14 protein-coding genes and 1 riboswitch are annotated in these 16,797 nt (G+C 69.9%); of the genes, 7 read left to right on the top strand and 7 right to left on the bottom strand.

Going from position 1 to position 16,797, the window contains the following annotated elements; genetic code table 11:
- The first annotated feature begins 111 nt into the window (after nt 1-111).
- Together JEQ17_RS06350 and JEQ17_RS06345 are read left to right on the top strand one after the other, a co-directional pair.
- A complete protein-coding gene (locus tag JEQ17_RS06350) occupies nt 112-2,079 on the top strand; it encodes an elongation factor G (RefSeq protein WP_200394285.1) in 1,968 nt (655 codons plus the stop codon).
- Nucleotides 2,080-2,177: 98 nt separating this feature from the next.
- Nucleotides 2,178-4,037: a cellulase family glycosylhydrolase gene (locus tag JEQ17_RS06345; protein ID WP_200394284.1), complete on the top strand. Its 1,860-nt coding sequence runs from the start codon at nt 2,178-2,180 to the stop codon at nt 4,035-4,037.
- Between the two features lie 124 nt (nt 4,038-4,161).
- Here the strand turns inward: JEQ17_RS06345 and JEQ17_RS06340 are convergent, their stop codons facing one another.
- Entirely contained in the window at nt 4,162-5,412 is a 1,251-nt protein-coding gene (locus tag JEQ17_RS06340) for a YncE family protein (protein ID WP_200394283.1), read from the bottom strand.
- Nucleotides 5,413-5,568: 156 nt separating this feature from the next.
- On the opposite strand from JEQ17_RS06340, the gene JEQ17_RS06335 reads away from it, so the two are divergent.
- Both JEQ17_RS06335 and JEQ17_RS06330 read left to right on the top strand, forming a co-directional pair.
- On the top strand, nt 5,569-6,231 hold the full coding sequence (locus tag JEQ17_RS06335; RefSeq protein WP_200394282.1) for a TetR/AcrR family transcriptional regulator: 663 nt from the start codon (nt 5,569-5,571) through the stop codon (nt 6,229-6,231).
- A 190-nt stretch (nt 6,232-6,421) separates the two neighbouring features.
- On the top strand, nt 6,422-7,861 hold the full coding sequence (locus JEQ17_RS06330) for a M6 family metalloprotease domain-containing protein (RefSeq protein ID WP_200394281.1): 1,440 nt from the start codon (nt 6,422-6,424) through the stop codon (nt 7,859-7,861).
- Between the two features lie 65 nt (nt 7,862-7,926).
- On the opposite strand, the gene JEQ17_RS06325 is transcribed toward JEQ17_RS06330, so the two are convergent.
- Together JEQ17_RS06325 and JEQ17_RS06320 are read right to left on the bottom strand one after the other, a co-directional pair.
- Entirely contained in the window at nt 7,927-9,162 is a 1,236-nt protein-coding gene (locus JEQ17_RS06325; RefSeq protein WP_200401335.1) for a glycosyltransferase, read from the bottom strand.
- A gap of 82 nt (nt 9,163-9,244) precedes the next feature.
- Nucleotides 9,245-10,129 (bottom strand): sigma-70 family RNA polymerase sigma factor, encoded by an 885-nt coding sequence (locus JEQ17_RS06320; protein ID WP_200394280.1) that lies wholly within the window; start codon nt 10,127-10,129, stop codon nt 9,245-9,247.
- A gap of 106 nt (nt 10,130-10,235) precedes the next feature.
- Between JEQ17_RS06320 and JEQ17_RS06315 the strand changes: the two genes are divergently transcribed.
- A complete protein-coding gene (locus JEQ17_RS06315; protein WP_200394279.1) occupies nt 10,236-10,997 on the top strand; it encodes an SDR family oxidoreductase in 762 nt (253 codons plus the stop codon).
- Between the two features lie 114 nt (nt 10,998-11,111).
- Here the strand turns inward: JEQ17_RS06315 and JEQ17_RS06310 are convergent, their stop codons facing one another.
- Nucleotides 11,112-11,459 (bottom strand): hypothetical protein, encoded by a 348-nt coding sequence (locus tag JEQ17_RS06310; protein ID WP_200401334.1) that lies wholly within the window; start codon nt 11,457-11,459, stop codon nt 11,112-11,114.
- A gap of 5 nt (nt 11,460-11,464) precedes the next feature.
- Nucleotides 11,465-13,147 carry an aa3-type cytochrome oxidase subunit I gene (gene ctaD, locus JEQ17_RS06305; RefSeq protein WP_200394278.1) on the bottom strand — a complete coding sequence of 561 codons (1,683 nt, stop codon included), beginning with the start codon at nt 13,145-13,147 and terminating at the stop codon, nt 11,465-11,467.
- 106 nt (nt 13,148-13,253) lie between these two features.
- Here ctaD and JEQ17_RS06300 point away from each other — a divergent pair, with 106 nt between their 5' ends.
- On the top strand, nt 13,254-13,817 hold the full coding sequence (locus JEQ17_RS06300) for an RNA polymerase sigma factor (protein ID WP_200394277.1): 564 nt from the start codon (nt 13,254-13,256) through the stop codon (nt 13,815-13,817).
- Nucleotides 13,810-14,847 (top strand): CU044_5270 family protein, encoded by a 1,038-nt coding sequence (locus JEQ17_RS06295; protein ID WP_200394276.1) that lies wholly within the window; start codon nt 13,810-13,812, stop codon nt 14,845-14,847. The genes JEQ17_RS06300 and JEQ17_RS06295 overlap by 8 nt, the downstream gene beginning before the upstream one ends.
- On the opposite strand, the gene JEQ17_RS06290 is transcribed toward JEQ17_RS06295, so the two are convergent.
- The gene (locus JEQ17_RS06290) at nt 14,848-15,696 is read right to left on the bottom strand and encodes a bifunctional 5,10-methylenetetrahydrofolate dehydrogenase/5,10-methenyltetrahydrofolate cyclohydrolase (protein WP_200394275.1); all 849 of its coding nucleotides are present in this window, start codon (nt 15,694-15,696) and stop codon (nt 14,848-14,850) included. It lies immediately after the preceding gene.
- A gap of 20 nt (nt 15,697-15,716) precedes the next feature.
- Nucleotides 15,717-15,803, bottom strand: a riboswitch (ZMP/ZTP riboswitch).
- A gap of 94 nt (nt 15,804-15,897) precedes the next feature.
- Complete coding sequence (locus tag JEQ17_RS06285; protein ID WP_200394274.1) at nt 15,898-16,746, bottom strand: hypothetical protein; 849 nt, start codon at nt 16,744-16,746, stop codon at nt 15,898-15,900.
- Nucleotides 16,747-16,797: the final 51 nt, after the last annotated feature.

Raw genomic sequence — 16,797 nt, 5'->3', positions numbered from 1 at the left:
AAAGGGATCAGCCGCGAGGCACCGTCGACCGGAATCAAGGAGCAGCAATGCGCGCACCGTTCATGTCCACCCAGGAAGGAATCCCTCTCACTTCAAAGGACATGACAAGCGGTGCACACGCTGAACCTGGGAATTCTGGCGCACGTAGACGCCGGTAAGACAAGCCTGACCGAGCGGCTGCTGCACACCGTCGGGATCATCGACGAGATCGGCAGCGTCGACGACGGCAGCACCCAGACCGACTCCCTCGCGCTGGAACGACAGCGCGGGATCACCATCAAGTCGGCCGTCGTCTCGTTCGAGATCGACGACGTCACGGTCAATCTGATCGACACACCCGGCCACCCGGACTTCATCGCCGAGGTGGAGCGGGTGCTGAGCGTGCTCGACGGCGCGGTGCTCGTGGTCTCGGCCGTGGAGGGCGTCCAGGCGCAGACGCGTGTCCTGATGCGGACGCTGCGACGGCTGCGCGTTCCCACGCTCGTCTTCGTCAACAAGATCGACCGCCGGGGCGCACGGGACGAGGCCGTGCTCCGGGCCGTCACCGAGCGCCTCACCCCGGCCGTGGTCCCGATGGGCCGGACCGTCGGACAGGGCACGCCCGAGGCGCGTTTCGCCCCGGGGCTCACCCCGGACGTGCTCGACGTACTGACCGACCACGACGACCTGCTGCTCACCGCCTACGTCGAGGGCGGCGTGCCGGACGGTCTGCTCCGAGCGGCACTCGCGGACCAGACCCGACAGGCCCTCGTGCACCCGGTGTTCTTCGGCTCCGCCATGACGGGCGCGGGTGTGCACGAGCTGATCGCCGGCATCAGGGACCTGCTCCCCGCCGGTGAGAGCGACACCGAAGGACAGGTCTCCGGCACGGTCTTCAAGGTCGAGCGGGGCCGGGCGGGGGAGCGGGTCGCCTACGCGCGGATGTTCTCCGGCGCCCTCCGCACCCGGGACCGGGTGAGCTTCGGAGGCGGCAGGGAAGGCAAGGTCACCGCGGTCCGTGTCTTCGAACGCGGCTCGGCCGCCCGGGACGGCCTCCTGTCCGCAGGCCGGATCGGCAAGCTGTGGGGCCTCGACGGCATCAGGATCGGCGACAGCATCGGCGTCCCGCGTCCGTCGTACGAGCACTTCTTCGCTCCGCCGACCCTCGAAACGGTCGTCGTGCCGAACCGGCCCGCCGACAAGGGCGCCCTGCACACCGCACTCACCCAGCTCGCCGAGCAGGACCCCTTGATCAACCTGCGTCTGGACGACACACGGCGGGAGATCTCCGTGTCCCTCTACGGCGAGGTGCAGAAGGAGGTCGTCCAGGCGACCCTGGCCGACGAGTTCGGCCTCGACGTCGGCTTCCGCGAGACGACGACGATCTGTGTCGAGCGGCCCGTCGGCAGCGGCGCGGCGGTCGAGTTCAACGGCAAGGAACCCAACCCGTTCCTCGCCACGGTCGGACTGCGCGTCGATCCGGCGCCGATCGGCTCAGGAGTGGAGTTCCGTCTGGAGGTCGAGCTCGGGGCGATGCCGTACGCCTTCTTCAAGGCCGTCGAGGACACCGTGAAGGAGACCCTGGACCAGGGAATCCACGGCTGGCGGGTCACCGACTGCACGGTCACCATGACGCACTCCGGCTACTCGCCCCGGCAGAGCCATGCGCACCAGGGCTTCGACAAGAGCATGTCGAGCACGGGAGCGGACTTCCGCGGCCTCACCCCGCTCGTGCTGATGGAGGCACTGCGAGAGGCCGGCAGTCAGGTGTACGAGCCGATGCACGGATTCCGCCTGGAGGCGCCGGTGGACACGCTGGGCGCCCTGCTCCCGGTCCTCGCCGGGCTGCGGGCGGTACCCAGGACGACGGAGACGCGGGGCACGTCCTGTGTGCTGGAGGGGGCGATCCCCGCGGCCCAGGTGCACGGCCTCGAACAACAGCTACCGGGTCTGACCAGCGGAGAGGGCGAGCTGGAGGCCGCGTTCGACCACTACGCGCCGGTCGCGCGCGGCACGGTCCGGGAGCGGCCGCGTACCGATCACAACCCGCTCAACCGCAAGGAGTACCTGCTGAACGTGACGCGGCGAATCGGCGGGTGACCGGCGGATGGTCCGCACAACTCCATTCCGGAAAAGGTGACTTACTCTCAAGTCAGGAGTCTTGACGGGCCGAAGAGGCACCCGCGACTGTTGTGCACATGTCGAAGTTGCGTGTGCATCTGCTCGGCGTCCTCGTACTCCTGACCGGTCTCCTGACGACCACCGGAGCTCAGCCCGCCTCAGCCCTCCCCGACGATCTGTGGTTCGACCCGGCCGCCGCCGCGACCCTCACGGTCCAGAACGGCCGCTTCACCGACGGCCTCGGCCGCGAGGTCGTGCTGCGCGGCTACAACGTCTCCGGCGAGACGAAACTCAAGGAGAACAACGGCCTTCCCTTCGCCTCGGTCGCGGACGCCAGGAAGTCCGCGACCGCGCTGCGGGCGCTCGGCGGCGGCAACTCGGTCCGCTTCCTGCTCTCCTGGGCGTACGCGGAGCCCACGCGCGGCCAGGTGGACCCGGCCTACCTGGCCGCCGCGACCGACCAGATACGAGCGTTCCTGGACGCCGGGATCCGCGTGTACCCCGACTTCCACCAGGACCTCTACTCCCGCTGGCTGTTCGACTCGGACAGCTGGTACACCGGCGACGGCGCCCCCAAGTGGGCCGTCGACCTCGGTGACTACCCCGACGAGTACTGCGGCATCTGCCCGTTCTGGGGCCAGAACATCACCTCCAACGCGGCCGTGACACAGGCCACTTACGACTTCTGGCACAACGAGTACGGCCTCCAGGACGCCTTCCTCGACACCGCCCAGAAGACGATGACGTACGTGAAGCAGAACCTCACCGCGGCCCAGTTCGCGGGAGTCGTCGGCTTCGACCCGTGGAACGAGCCGCACGCGGGCACCCTCGACTCGGGCCAGACCAGCCGGGCGTGGGAGAAGGACGTCCTGTGGCCGTTCTACGTCAAGTTCCGCGCCCGCATGGACGCGGCGGGCTGGCAGGCCAAGCCGGCCTTCGTCGAGCCGAACCTCTTCTGGAACGCCAACCTCGACTTCCAGCGGCAGGAGGGCGGACTGCTCGACTCGACGCTGGGGTCGCGCTACGTCTTCAACACCCACTTCTACGACCAGAAGGCCATCTCCGGCGTCTTCATGTGGGGCAAGGCCGAGGACGGCCAGTACGTCGGCGACTTCGGCACCGTCCGCGACCGGGCCACGGCCACCGGGACGACGGCGATCATCAGCGAGTTCGGACACCCGCTCACCGGCTCCGTCTCCGACAAGGCGCCGACGGTCTACAAGGCGATGTACCAGGCCCTCGACTCCCGGGTGAAGGGCGCCAACTGGTGGGCCGAACCTGCGAGTTCGGGTCCCGTCCTGTCCGGCTCCCAATGGCAGTGGGACATCTACAACGGCCGCCACCACGAGCTGATGAACGACAACCCGAACGAGGTGCAGACCGAGGGCGACGCCTGGAACGACGAAGACCTGTCCGCGGTACGCCTCGACGACTCCGGCAAGGCCGTCCTCCGCCAGGACGCGCGGATGCTCGACCGCGTCTACCCCAGCGCCACCGCCGGCCGCTCGCTCGCGTTCACCTTCGAGGACCGCTCACGGGATGGTTCCACGACGCTGACGTGGAACCCGGTGCCGAGTTCCCTGCCGAACGTCGCGCAGCTCGTGGGCTCCGGCCAGTACGCGCTGCAGGTCTGGCGCTCCGACGGCAGCGCCGAGCCGACTGAACTGCACCTTCCGGCGTCCTTCCCGAACGCGTCGACCACGGTGGTCTCCGACCTCGGAACGGTGTTCGGTCCGCCGGCGTACACCCGCACCACCCCGATCGCCACGGCGGCCGAGCCGGGTGGCACGGGTAGTCGCCGGCTGCTGCTCACCGCGGCCGACTCGGGCACGCTGCACTACGCCCTGGTTGCCAATGGGGCGACGGCCCCGTCCGCTGCGCTGTTGAGCGCGGCGCGGACGGAGCTGACCTCTTGGATGGCTTCGGAGTTCAACTAGCGGCTCCGCTGGGGCCGGTGTGTCGTCCGCGGGTCCGTTGTGGCTGGTCGCGCCCACGCGGCGGAGCCGCAAGGTGTCACAGCCCCGCGCCCCTTCGGGGCGCGGGGCAGCCGGGCGGAGCAGGTCAGTCGGCGGTCGTCCCCGTCCAGTTGGCCGGGACGTGGGCCAGCCGGACACGCTGTGGGTGGTCGCCGACCGGTACGGACACCGTCTTCCTGCCGGTGGTGAAGTCGATCGCGGTGACCTGGTCGGCGCCGCTCTCGGAGACCACGCAGGACTTGCCGTCACCGCTGACGGTCGCCCAGTAGGGCTTGGAGGCGGTGACGAGCGGGCCCTCCTGGAGGGTGGCGCGGTCGACGACGGTCGCGTAGTCGTCCATCGTGCCCGCGACGCAGATCTTCGTGCCGTCGGGCTTCATCGAGATGCCGTGGTGGCGCGAGTCGTTGACCCAGGTGGTGCGGTCGGTGCTGGTCGCGGGGTTCATCGGCAGCGTCTTGGTGCGGGTGATCCGGTCCGTGGCGATGTCGTACTCGAAGAAGCCGTTGAAGAACGACACCTGGAAGTACAGCTTCGACTCGTCCGGGCTGAAGGCGGCCGGGCGGACCGCGTCGGAGTAGTCGGTGAGGCCGATCGCGTCGAGCCGCTGCCGCATGTCGATGACCTTGACCTGCTTGAACGTGGTCGCGTCGACGACCGTGATCTTGCGGTCGCCCTTCGTCCAGTCCAGCCAGGGGGCGTCGGTCGCGGTGTTGACGTCGCCGATCGCCATGTTCCAGATCTGCTTGCCGTCGCTGGTGAAGATGTTCTCGTGCGGTTTGTCACCCGTGGCGAACGAGCCCGCCTGCTTGCCCGTGTTGATGTCCAGCACGTGCACGGTGTTGGAGGTGGAGGCCGAGACGGCGACCCGGGTGCCGTCGGGAGAGACCGCCATGTGGTCGGCGCGGAAGCCCGACACGGGGAAGCGCCAGTTGATGTCGCCCGAGGCGAGGTCGATCGAGACCACGTCGGCGAAGCTCGGCCGGGAGACCACCATCGACCTGCCGTCGGGGGTGGAGTACATGTCGTCGACGAACTGGTCGTGACCCTCGCCCACGCTGTTGCGGATGGTCATGAAGGCGATCCACTTGATCGGGTCGGCGTTGATCTCCGCCATCCGCGCGTCCTTGTCCGGGATGACGTTGATCCGGCCGACCTTCGCGAAGTCGCCCGTGGACTTGATGACGTCGGCGGTGCCCTCCCAGTTGTTGCCGACGAACATCACCTCTCGCAGATCCGCGGAGGCGTTCGGTGCGGCGGACACGGTGGCCGGCGCGGTGACGGCCAGGACGAGGGCGGCCGCGATGGACCAGGCGTGCCGGGCTCTGAAGGCAGACATGACCGATCTCTCCTATGTGTGGGGAGCATGACAAGGTCGAGAATCTGAAAACGCGTACGTTCAGATTGGACTTACTGGAAAGTAAGGAGAGGGGCCCGCTCTCCACAAGACTCCGGACAGGACAAGATTGGCCATCGGGCCGATCAGGGAGGTTCAGTGGCGGGCAGGCTCAGAGCGCCGACCGGCCGTTACGGTGGCAAGACCGCCGAGGAGCGCAAGTCCGAGCGTCGCCGGAGATTCCTGGACGCCGGACTCCAGCTGTTCGGGGACGCCCCCGGATACCGCGCCACGACCGTCTCCGCCCTGAGCGAGGCCGCCGGCCTGTCCACCCGCCAGTTCTACGAAGAGTTCCGCACCCTCGAAGACGTACTGGCCGCTCTCCACCTGCAGGTCAACGACTGGGCCGAGGGGGCCGCCCTGGCCGGCCTCGCCGAGGCGGACGGGCTGCCGATCGAGGGGCGCGCCACGGCCGCCTTCCGCGCCTACGCCGCCAACGTCACCGGCGATCCACGCCGCCTGCGCATCACCTTCATCGAGATCATCGGCGTCAGCCCGCGCCTTGAACGGCAGCGGCTGGCTCGCCGCTCCCGCTGGGTCGACTTCATCTGCGCCGAGGCCACGGCCGCCGCGGACCGGGGCGAAGCGGCGCCCCGCGACTACCGGGTCGCCGCGGCCGCGTTCATCGGCGGCGTCAACGGACTGCTGCACGACTGGAGTTCGGGCTGGGTCGACGCGAGCCTCGACGAGGTGGTGGACGAACTCGTGGGGTTGCTCCTGGGGATCCTGCGCCCGGCGGGATGGCGTCCGGAGGGCGTGTAGGTCTCGGCCGGCGTCGGGCTGCGGCGGACCGGAGCGTTCCGTATCGGCGCGTTCAAGCTCCTCTGCGCTGCCGCGCGTTGACAGTAATCTCGGGCCCAACTATGAGAAGGCGTACGGCCTTCGCATGGCCGGATTTTTCTGGATGTTCCGTGTCCGGCAAGAGGGGTTCGTCCCCTGAAGGGGGTGCCTGATGCGTCATACGCTCAGCCCTGTACGACCAGTCCACGACTGCTCCGCCGCCTGCCCGGTACCGCTGTCGCCCCAGGCCCTGGCGCAGCTGTACGCCCGCTATCTCGAACTGCGCAAGCAACGCCGCCTGCCCGGGAACATGACGTTCGAGGAGTACTACACCGTCTGGCGCGCGGGACGACGGGGCGAGAACCTGGTCGGCCTCGACGACGGCGCCCTCGATCAGGGCCCCAGCACCGACAAGCAGCTCATCACCCGGCCGTCGTCCCAACTCCGGGGAACCATCCGGACGTTGGTGCTGCTCGTCGACTTTCCCGACCAGCCGCACGAGGTCGACCACGGCCCCGGCCACTATGACAGCATGCTCTTCGGCCTCGACGAGTTCCCGACCGGCAGCATGCGCTCGTTCTACCGCGACGTCAGCGCCTTCGACACCTCGCCGAGCACCGGCATCGACGTCCAGGGTGAGGTGCACGGCTGGTTCCGGATGCCGCAGCCGCTGTCCTTCTACGCTGACGGCAACTCCGGCATGAACGCCAACTTCCCGCGCAACTCACAGGGGTTGGCGCGTGACGCCGTACTGGCTGCGCGTGACGCCGGAGTCGACTTCACCTCCTTCGACGCGCTCGGCGAAGGAGCAGTCACCGCCCTGTTCGTCATCCACGCCGGACGCGGCGCCGAGCAGACGACTCAGCGCGGCGACCTGTGGAGCCTCAAGTGGACCATCCCCGGCGGCGTCGAGGTCGGTCCCGGGCTGTCCGCGCGCACCTTCCTGACCGTCCCCGAGGACAGTGCCGTCGGCGTCTGCGCCCACGAGTGGGGCCACCTCGCGGCACGCTGGGCCGACTACTACGACACCGGCCAGCAGCAGCTGACCCGCTCGGCAGGACTCGGCAACTACTGCCTGATGGCGGGCGGTTCATGGGGCAACGGCGGTCTGACCCCGGTCTTCCCGACCGCCATGCTGCGTATGTTCCACGGCTGGATCGAGCCCCAGGTGGTGAACAAGACCACCCGGGACATCAGGCTGCGGCCCGCCGCGGAGGACGGCGAAGCGGTGTTCGTCCAGAACCCCGCGACCATGTCCGACAGCCAGTACATACTCGTCGAGTACCGTCGCCGTCGCGGCCAGGACGCCTTCCTGCCCGACGAGGGGATCGCCGTCTACGTCGTCGACGAATCGATCGACAACGTCAACGACGAGCAGAACCTTGCCATCGAACTCCTCCAGGCGGACGGCCGCGGCGACCTCTCCCGGATGTTCGGCAGGGGCAACCGCGGTGACAGCGACGACCTGTACCCGTTCAAGGACAACACCACCGTCGGCGAGAAGACGGCTCCGGCGCTGAACCTGCCCCAGGGCACCTGGACCGGGGTCACCATCGAGACGGTGGGCACACCCGGAGCCGACGAGATGACGGTGCACATCACCGTGGAGTAGGGGACTGTCGCCAAGGCCGCGGCGCCCCGACCTGCAGGGAAGGGCACCTTGCGGCCCGTGGTGCTTCAGTTTCCTCCGGCCAGCCGGTCCACGGCGGCGAGGACGGGACCCACCCCGTCCTCGTCCCGGAGCCGGTCGGCCAGCACCGTCGCGCGGCGCGCGTACCCGGGATCGGTGACGGCACGCGCCACGGCACCGCCGAGCGAGCCGGCACCGAGCCCGCGCAGCGGAACGGCCTCCGGAGCCACCCCGAGCGCGACGAGCCGGGCGGCCCAGAACGCCTCGTCGAACTGGATCGGCACGGGCACGGCCGGCACCCCGGCCCGCAGCGCGGCCGCGGTCGTGCCCGCACCCGCGTGATGGATCACCGCGGCCATCCGAGGGAAGAGCGCCGAGTGCGGGACCTCGTCCACGGTGAACATGTCGTCCCCGACGGCCTCCAGACCGGCCCAGCCCCGCTGCACGACACCGCGCACCCCGGCCGCGCGCATGGCCCGTACGACCTCCTCGCCCAGCCGCTCCGGATTCGGCACGGTCGCGCTGCCGAGACCGAAGTAGACCGGAGGAGCCCCGGCGTCCAGGAAGTCCCGCAGCCCGCCCGGGAGTTGGACTTCACCGTCGTACGGCCACCAGTACCCGGCGATGCCCAGCCCGGGCCGCCAGTCGCGCGGGCGGGGCACCACGAGGGGGCTGAAGCCGTGCTGGACCGGCCAGTTCTGCCGTTCACGGGCACGCCGGGCGGCACGCGAACCGAGCGGCGGCAGCCCGAGCCGGGCCCGCAGCGACCGGGTGGTGTCGGCGAAGACGCGCTCGACGGCGACATTGACGGCCCGTCCGGCGAGCCGGTTCCCGGCCGCACCCAGGGAGCGGGTACCGATCATCGGAGGCGCGAACTCCCCGGTGGGCGCCAGGGGTTGGAGAAAGACACCCATGCTCGGCAGTGCGTGCCCCTCGGCGATGGTATGACCGAGGGGCGCCAGCGAACCGGACAGCAACAGCACATCGGCGGCCCCGGCCGCGGCCACCAGATCGTCGGTCATCCTTCCGACCAGCGCCCGGGCCATCTCGACCATCCGGGCCAGCTTCCCGATCCCGGTGCCACTGCGATGCAGGGCGAGCCCGCGTACGGACTCCAGTTCGGCCCGCGGATCCACGGGCAGCGGATGAAACCCCACCCCGGCGGCCGCCACCAGCGGTTCGAAGCGCGCGTGTGTCACCACGGTGACCTCGTGCCCGCCCCGCGCCAGCCCGTGCCCAAGTCCCGTGTACGGCGCGGCGTCGCCCCGCGATCCCGCCGTCATGATCGCTACTCGCACGACGGCCAGTATGGCGGCGCGTGCCGTACGAGTCATGGGGTCCGCACGCCGACGCGCCGCACCGCCGTCAGTCGTCGAGCACCGCGAGATCCAGGGCGTCGAGCCGGTCCGGGTCCGCGACGACGTCGATCCTGGTGATCAGGTCGTCCGTGATCGTGAAGGCGAGCACCAGGAAGAGCCGCCCGTGCGGAGCCATCGCGAGTCCGACCGAGCCGTCCACCAGCGCGGGACCGGTGAACCGGGCCCGGCCCGTGGCGGCCATCGCGCCCTCGGCGACCGTGCGCGCCCCGCTCACCACGACGGGCTCGGGTGTCGGGATGACCGACCTGTCGGCGTGCAGCACCACGTCCGGGTGGAGCAGGGCGACCAGCGCGTCGAAGTTCCCGCCGCGGGTGGCGGCCAGGAAGGCGTCCACGACGCGGCGCCGACGGGCCAGATCGGCCTCGGGCAGCGGTGAGGCCCCCTTGACCCGGCGCCTGGCACGGCTCGCGAGCTGTCGGACGGCGGCCGGGGAACGCTCCAGCATCGGGCCGATCTCGTCGAAGGGCACGGCGAACATGTCGTGCAGGACGAAGGAGAGCCGCTCGGCCGGGGACAACGTGTCCAGCACGACCAGCAGGGCCACCCCGACCGAGTCGGCCAGCAGCGCCTCCTCCTCGGGATCGCGTCCGTCGTCCCGACCGAGGGCCGGGACGGGTTCCTGCGCTTCGAGCGACTCCTCACGCCGGTGTTCCCGCGAACGCAGCAGGTTGAGGCACACCCGCGCCACCACCGTCGTCAGCCACCCGCCGAGGTTCTCCACGTCGTCGGTGTCGGCGCGACCGACCCGCAGCCAGGCGTCCTGAAGAGCGTCGTCGGCCTCACTCGCGGAACCGAGCATCCGGTACGCCATCGCGTGCAGACGGGGCCGGTGCTCCTCGAAACCCTCGGTCAGCCAGTCGAGCTCGTTCAACGTGTCACATTCCTTCGTCGGCCGGGGTCATGGCAGTAGATCCACAAAAACCCAGCCGAAGGTACCGGGAGCCGGACTCCCGGGCCGAGCGATTTACGGAGGAACCATGACCACTCCCATCCTGGTCACCGGCGGTACGGGCACCCTGGGCAGCCACGTCGTCCCCCTCCTGCGTGAGGCCGGCCACGACGTGCGGGTCCTCAGCAGGCACGGCCGCGCATCCGAGGAAGGCGTCGAGTACGTGACCGCCGACCTCCTCAAGGGCGAGGGCATCGAGGCCGCGCTGGCCGGAGTCGAGACCGTCCTCCACCTGGCGGGCGGTCCCAAGGGCGACGACGAGGCGACCCGCAACCTCGTGCGGGCCGCATCACGCGCCGGGGTACGGCACCTGGTGTACATCTCTGTCACCGGCGCGGACGCGATCCCGCTCGGCTACTTCCGGGCCAAGCTGGGCGCCGAGCGCGCCGTTGCCGACTCCGGCCTCCCGTGGACGACACTGCGGGCCGCCCAGTTCCACGACCTGGTCCTGAAGATGGCGCAGGGGATGGCGAAGCTGCCCGTGATCCCGGTCCCGGGCGGACTCCGCTTCCAGCCGGTCGACTCCCGCGACGTGGCCGCCCGACTGGTGGAACTCACCCTCGCCAAGCCGGCCGGCCTGGTCCCCGACCTGACCGGCCCGACGGTCCACACCCTGACCGACCTCCTCACCACCTACCTGAAGACCCAAGGCAAGCGCCGCCTCCTGCTCCCCGTCCACATGCCGGGAAAGGCGGGCCGCGCGTACCGGGCGGGCGACAACCTCTCCTTCACGAACACCACCGTGGGCAAGCGGACTTGGGAGGACTTCCTGGCGGACCAGTTCAGGTGAGCCCCGCGCGCTACGACGCGGCCCGCCCTCAAGGGGCGCGGGGAACCGCTCGACCAGCCACAGTCGGCCCGCAGTTGTCGAACGACCCTCTCGCCGAGCGGAACACTCACCACGTCATGGCCGGACGAGAGAGAGGACCACAACGCCGACCGCGCTGAGGAGCCCCATCCCGACCAACCACCCCGCAACCAGCCGCCGACGCAACACCCGATACGCCCCCTCATACTCACCCCGCAACTCAGCGCCCCGCTGAACCGTCCGCCGCCACGAAACCCCCGCAAGCGCCACGTACGCCTCCGCGAACCTCTCCTCGATCTCGACCCGCTGACTGTCGGTGAGCCACCCGAACTGCCGGGTGAACCGGCCCGCTTCGGCCCGCCCCTCACCCCGGGTGGCCTCGATCAGAAGATGACCCTCCAACTCGTTGATCAACGCACCCGCATCGACAGGCCGTTCGTCCATCGCCGTCACCGCAGAACCCTCTCCGGCGCAGGCAACTGCCCTGCCACGGCACGGATTTCGGGATGGTGCAGGTCGAACGCCGGGGACTCGGAACGGATCCGCGGCAGGACGACGAAGTTGTGCCGCGGCGGCGGGCAGGAGGTCGCCCACTCCAGCGAACGGCCGTAACCCCACGGATCGTCGGCCTCGACCTTCTCGCCGTATTTCGCCGTCTTCCACACGTTGTAGAAGAACGGCAGCAGGGACAGACCGAGCACGAAGGAGAAGATGCTGGACACCGTATTGAGGACCGTCAGTCCTTCCACGGCCAGATAGTCGGGAATCCGGCGCTGCATTCCGTTCGTGCCCAGCCAGTGCTGGACGAGGAAGGTGCCGTGGAAGCCGATGAACAGCGTCCAGAAGGTGATCTTGCCGAGGCGTTCGTCGAGCATCTTGCCGGTGAACTTCGGCCACCAGAAGTGGAAGCCGGAGAACATCGCGAACACCACCGTGCCGAACACCACGTAGTGGAAGTGCGCCACCACGAAGTAGGAGTCCGAGACGTGGAAGTCCATCGGCGGCGAGGCCAGGATGACACCGGTCAGACCACCGAAGGTGAAGGTGATCAGGAAGCCCGTCGCCCACAGCATCGGGGTCTCGAAACTCAACGACCCCTTCCACATGGTGCCGATCCAGTTGAAGAACTTCACACCCGTCGGCACGGCGATGAGGAACGTCATGAAGGAGAAGAACGGCAGGAGTACGCCGCCGGTGACGTACATGTGGTGCGCCCACACCGTCACCGACAGACCCGCGATCGCGATGGTCGCGCCGATCAGGCCCATGTAGCCGAACATCGGCTTGCGGGAGAAGACCGGGATGACCTCGCTGATGATGCCGAAGAACGGCAGCGCGATGATGTACACCTCTGGATGCCCGAAGAACCAGAACAGGTGCTGCCACAACAGGGCTCCGCCGTTGGCGGCATCGAAGATGTGTGCGCCGAATTTCCGATCCGCCTCCAGCGCGAACAGCGCGGCCGCGAGGACGGGGAAGGCGAGCAGCACGAGGACCGCGGTGAGCAGCACGTTCCACACGAAGATCGGCATGCGGAACATGGTCATGCCCGGGGCGCGCATGCAGATGATGGTGGTGATGAAGTTGACCGCGCCCAGGATGGTGCCGAAGCCGGAGAACGCCAGGCCCATGATCCACATGTCGGCGCCGATGCCCGGCGAGCGGACCGCGTCCGAGAGCGGGCTGTAGGCGAACCAGCCGAAGTCGGCCGCGCCCTGCGGGGTGAGGAAACCGCCGACCGCGATCAGCGAGCCGAACAGGTACAGCCAGTAGGCGAACATGTTCAGCCGCGGGAACGCCACGTCGGGCGCGCCGATCTGCAGCGGCATGATCCAGTTGGTGAAGCCGGCGAACAGCGGTGTCGCGAACATCAGCAGCATGATCGTGCCGTGCATCGTGAACGCCTGGTTGAACTGCTCGTTCGACATGATCTGCGTGCCGGGACGGGCCAGTTCGGCGCGCATGAACAGCGCCATCACGCCGCCGATGCAGAAGAACGCGAACGACGTGACCAGGTACAACGTACCGATCGTCTTGTGGTCCGTGGTGGTCAGCCAGCGGACGGCGGCGAGGCCCGGGCGGCGGCCCGCACGCGGGGGCGCGAGCGCCGCGGTGACAGTGTTGCTCTCCATACCCCGCCTGTGTCCGCGGCCCGTCCCGGCGTCACACTGGAGCCGAGCGACAAGGATCACCGCATGCGGGTGTGACGATCGAGGGACTGCCGGACACCTACGGAACATGAGCAACGACGAGACCTTCGCCGCTGCCTATCGCGAGCACTACTGGGCGGTCAGCCGGTACGTTGCGCGGCGACTGGACGGCCGGACGAGCGAAGTCGAGGAAGTGGTGGCGGAGGTCTTCACCGTCGCCTGGCGGCGCCGGTCCGACCTGCCCGCCTCCCCTCTTCCCTGGCTGTACGGCGTGGCACGCAACTGCCTGTCCAACGCGGTACGCGGCTACGGACGCCGCCGGCGACTCGTCGACAAGCTCGGACACGACGAGACCGCGCACGGCCGACAGATCGTGGACAGCCCCGACTCGGAACAGCCCGGCGCCTGGGTGCACGACGCGCTGGCCCGGCTTGCCCCCGCCGATCAGGAGGTTCTGCGGCTCACCACCTGGGAGGAACTCGGCATCGACGAGGTCGCCGTGGCCCTCGGCTGTGGCAGCAGGGCGGCGGCGATGCGGCTGCACCGCGCCCGCCGCCGGCTCAGAGCCGAGATCGACAGCATGCGGACCACCGTGGCCGCCGGTCCCACCACGCCTCGCCGCGACATCCCGAAGGAGCAGCGCCATGGCTGACGAACTCGAACTGCTGCGTCGCGCCAACCCGGTGCCGTCCGACGACGCCCGCTTCGGCGACGGATCCCTTGGCCACGAGGCCGAGCGCCGCCTCAACCAGCTCGTGGGCCCGGCGGCCGACGAGCGTTCGAAGCGGGGCCGTTTCCTGCCCGGCCGTGGCAGCCTCGGCCGACTGCTGCGCGGCCCCCGCCCCCGCCGTACGCGTCTGGTGTGGGCCCTCGCGACGACCGCGGCCGTCGCCGTGACCTCCCTCGCGCTCCTCCTCGCGGGCCCGAGCACCACCCCCGCGGTGGCCGCGCCGCGCCCGCTGGTCGTCCGGGCCGACTCCACCCCCGTACCGCTGGACCGGCTGGCCGAGCGGGCCGACGCGGCCGCGGCGGACGGTTCGTCCGGGCTGCGCAAGGGCACGCATGTGCAGTCGTGGAGCATGGGCATGTCGGAGGACAAGCCTCCGATCACGCTCCCCGTGGAGCGCGTCGTGCGCTGGAACGCGGACGACAGCCACACGGAACTCGTCGTCGCGACCGACCCGCGGCACCCGGGCCGGCCGGTCCTCTCCGACGAGGACGGCGACTCGCGCCTCGTCGACGACGGTCACGTCATCAGCGCGCAGACCTTCCCGCCGAGTTGGAGCGACGCCCCGCCCGAGTCGCCGCCCCCGCACGACGCCGAGCGGCTGCGCGCCTATCTGCAGGAGGCGCAGCACATCGACACCCCCCTGACCACACGCGAACTGCTCGACGCCACACGGCTGTTGCTCGACACCTGGACCCTCGGCACCCGTGAGGTCGCGGCCCTCGCCCGGCTCCTCGCGGACGCCGACGGACTGCGGCCCGTCGGCCAGGTGACCGATCGCCTCGGCCGGCACGGTCAGGCGTACGTGTACGACGGCACCGGCTACCACCGGATGCTGATCATGGATCCGGCCACCGGTGCCGTCCTCGGCCTGGAGAGCACCGCCTCGGTCGCCGAGCCCGAGTACGGACTCGGGGCGGGTGACGTCGTGGACTACAGCGCGTGGATGCGCTGATCAGACGCCGGTCTGCCGCGTGGCCGCCTCGACGGTCTGGGCCAGCAGCGTGGCGATCGTCATCGGACCGACGCCGCCCGGCACGGGAGTGATCAGCGAGGCCCGCTCCCGTGCGCCGTCGAAGTCGACGTCGCCGATGTTGCCGGGGTTGTAACCGGCGTCGACGACGACCGCGCCCGGCTTGATGTCCTCGCCGCGGATCAGCCGGGGCCGCCCCACCGCGGCCACCACGATGTCCGCCTCCCGAACGACCGCCGACAGGTCGGTCGTACGCGAGTGGCAGTACGTCACCGTGGCGTTGCGGCCGAGCAGCAGCATCCCCACCGGCTTGCCGAGGATTGCGCTGCGGCCGACCACGACGGCCCGCTTGCCGGCCGGATCGACGTCGTACTCGTCCAGGAGCCGCATGATTCCGCCGGGCGTGCACGACGCGAAGCCCGGCAGCCCGAAGCTCATCGCGGAGAACGACGCCAGAGTGACCCCGTCGACGTCCTTCTCCGGGGCGATCGCCTCGAACGCCGCGCGCTCGTCGATGTGGTGACCCATCGGGTGCTGCAACAGGATGCCGTGCACAGTGGGGTCGGCGGACAGCGCGGTGAGCGTGCCGATCAGCTCGTTCGTCGTGGTCCCGGCGGGCAGAGCCACGTGCCGCGACTCGATACCCGCCTTGCGGGAACGGTTCTGCTTCATGCGTACGTACGTGACGGAGGCGGGGTCCTCGCCCACGAGCACGGTGGCCAGACAGGGTGCCACCCCCGTGCGTTCGGTGAGGTCGGCCGCCCGCTTGGCCGTCTCCTCGACGATCCGCCGGGCGAGACCGGTGCCGTCCATCAGCCGGGCCTGGGACATGAGCCACTCCTGAGCGTCGTAGATGATGCCCAGGCGCGCGGCGAAGACGTGTGCGTCGGGCCGCTCCCCGGTGGTACTCCACCTCAGCGCCAGTCACGGCCTGCCACCACACTACGCTCCGGCGGGGTGCGGTTCCCGTCTGCGGGCGGTCGGTGGCTGGTCGCGCGGTTCCCCGCGCCCGTGAGGGGGCTCCGCCGACGGTCAGGAATCCTCCTCCGGTCCGGCCGTCGGGTCCACGCCCGCCAGGAAACCGGTCGCCTGGGCCTCGATGCGTACGGCCCCGATCGCTCCCGCCCAGCGTGCCACCTCGGTCGCGAGGGCCGCGGCGCCCGCCTCGTCGCCGCGGTCGCGGGCCAGCACCGCCAGGAGCAGCAGCTGGGAGAGCGTGCCGGGGACGTTCCCCGCCCGGGCGCCGAGAGCGGTCGCCCGGGTCCAGCGCTCCCGTGCCCGCGCGTGGTCCAGGTCGTCGTGATCGTGGTCGCCGAGATGCCGAAGCGCCTCACGGGTGAGCAGGTCGTCGCCCGACTCCCCGGCGCTCAGGGCGAGTTCGTAGTGAGCGGGGGCCGCGTCCCGCTCGGCGAAGAGGTTGTCGACGATCAGCCCGAGGTACATCCGCGCCCAGCCCCGGCGCACGTCGTCGGCCGCCCGCTCGCACAGCTCCAGCGCACACCGCCGCAGCTCCGCCAGCTCGTCGGGATCCTTGCCCGCCGGCCCGAACCGGAACGTGCCGTCACCGCGGAGCAGCCGGAAGTACGTGTGCCGCAGCCGTACGAAGTCCAGGTCCCAGAGGCCGACCGGCTCGGTGAGTTCGGATAAGACCCTGTCCGCGGCGGTGATCCGCGCGGCCACCGTGTCCGTACCGCCGAACCAGTCGTGCTCAAGAGCGACCTCCGCCCCGGCGAGAGCGATGGCCGCGCGGTGGTGCGGCTGGGCCGTGACCGCCCCGTCGAGGAGGTCCAGGGCGCTCGGCCACCGTCCGGCCCGGGCCAGTTCACGCGCCGCCGCGACGACGACGTCCACCGGAAGGACGGCGTGGGGCGTGCTCGTCATTTTTGTCATGGCGAGGAAGGTAGTAATCAGAAAAACTATCCACAAGAAAAC

It is taken from the genome of Streptomyces liliifuscus, from assembly GCF_016598615.1.
In the GTDB taxonomy this organism is placed as follows: domain Bacteria; phylum Actinomycetota; class Actinomycetes; order Streptomycetales; family Streptomycetaceae; genus Streptomyces; species Streptomyces liliifuscus.
Note: the sequence above shows the minus strand (reverse complement) of the source record. Positions and strands in the feature narration are given on the sequence as shown.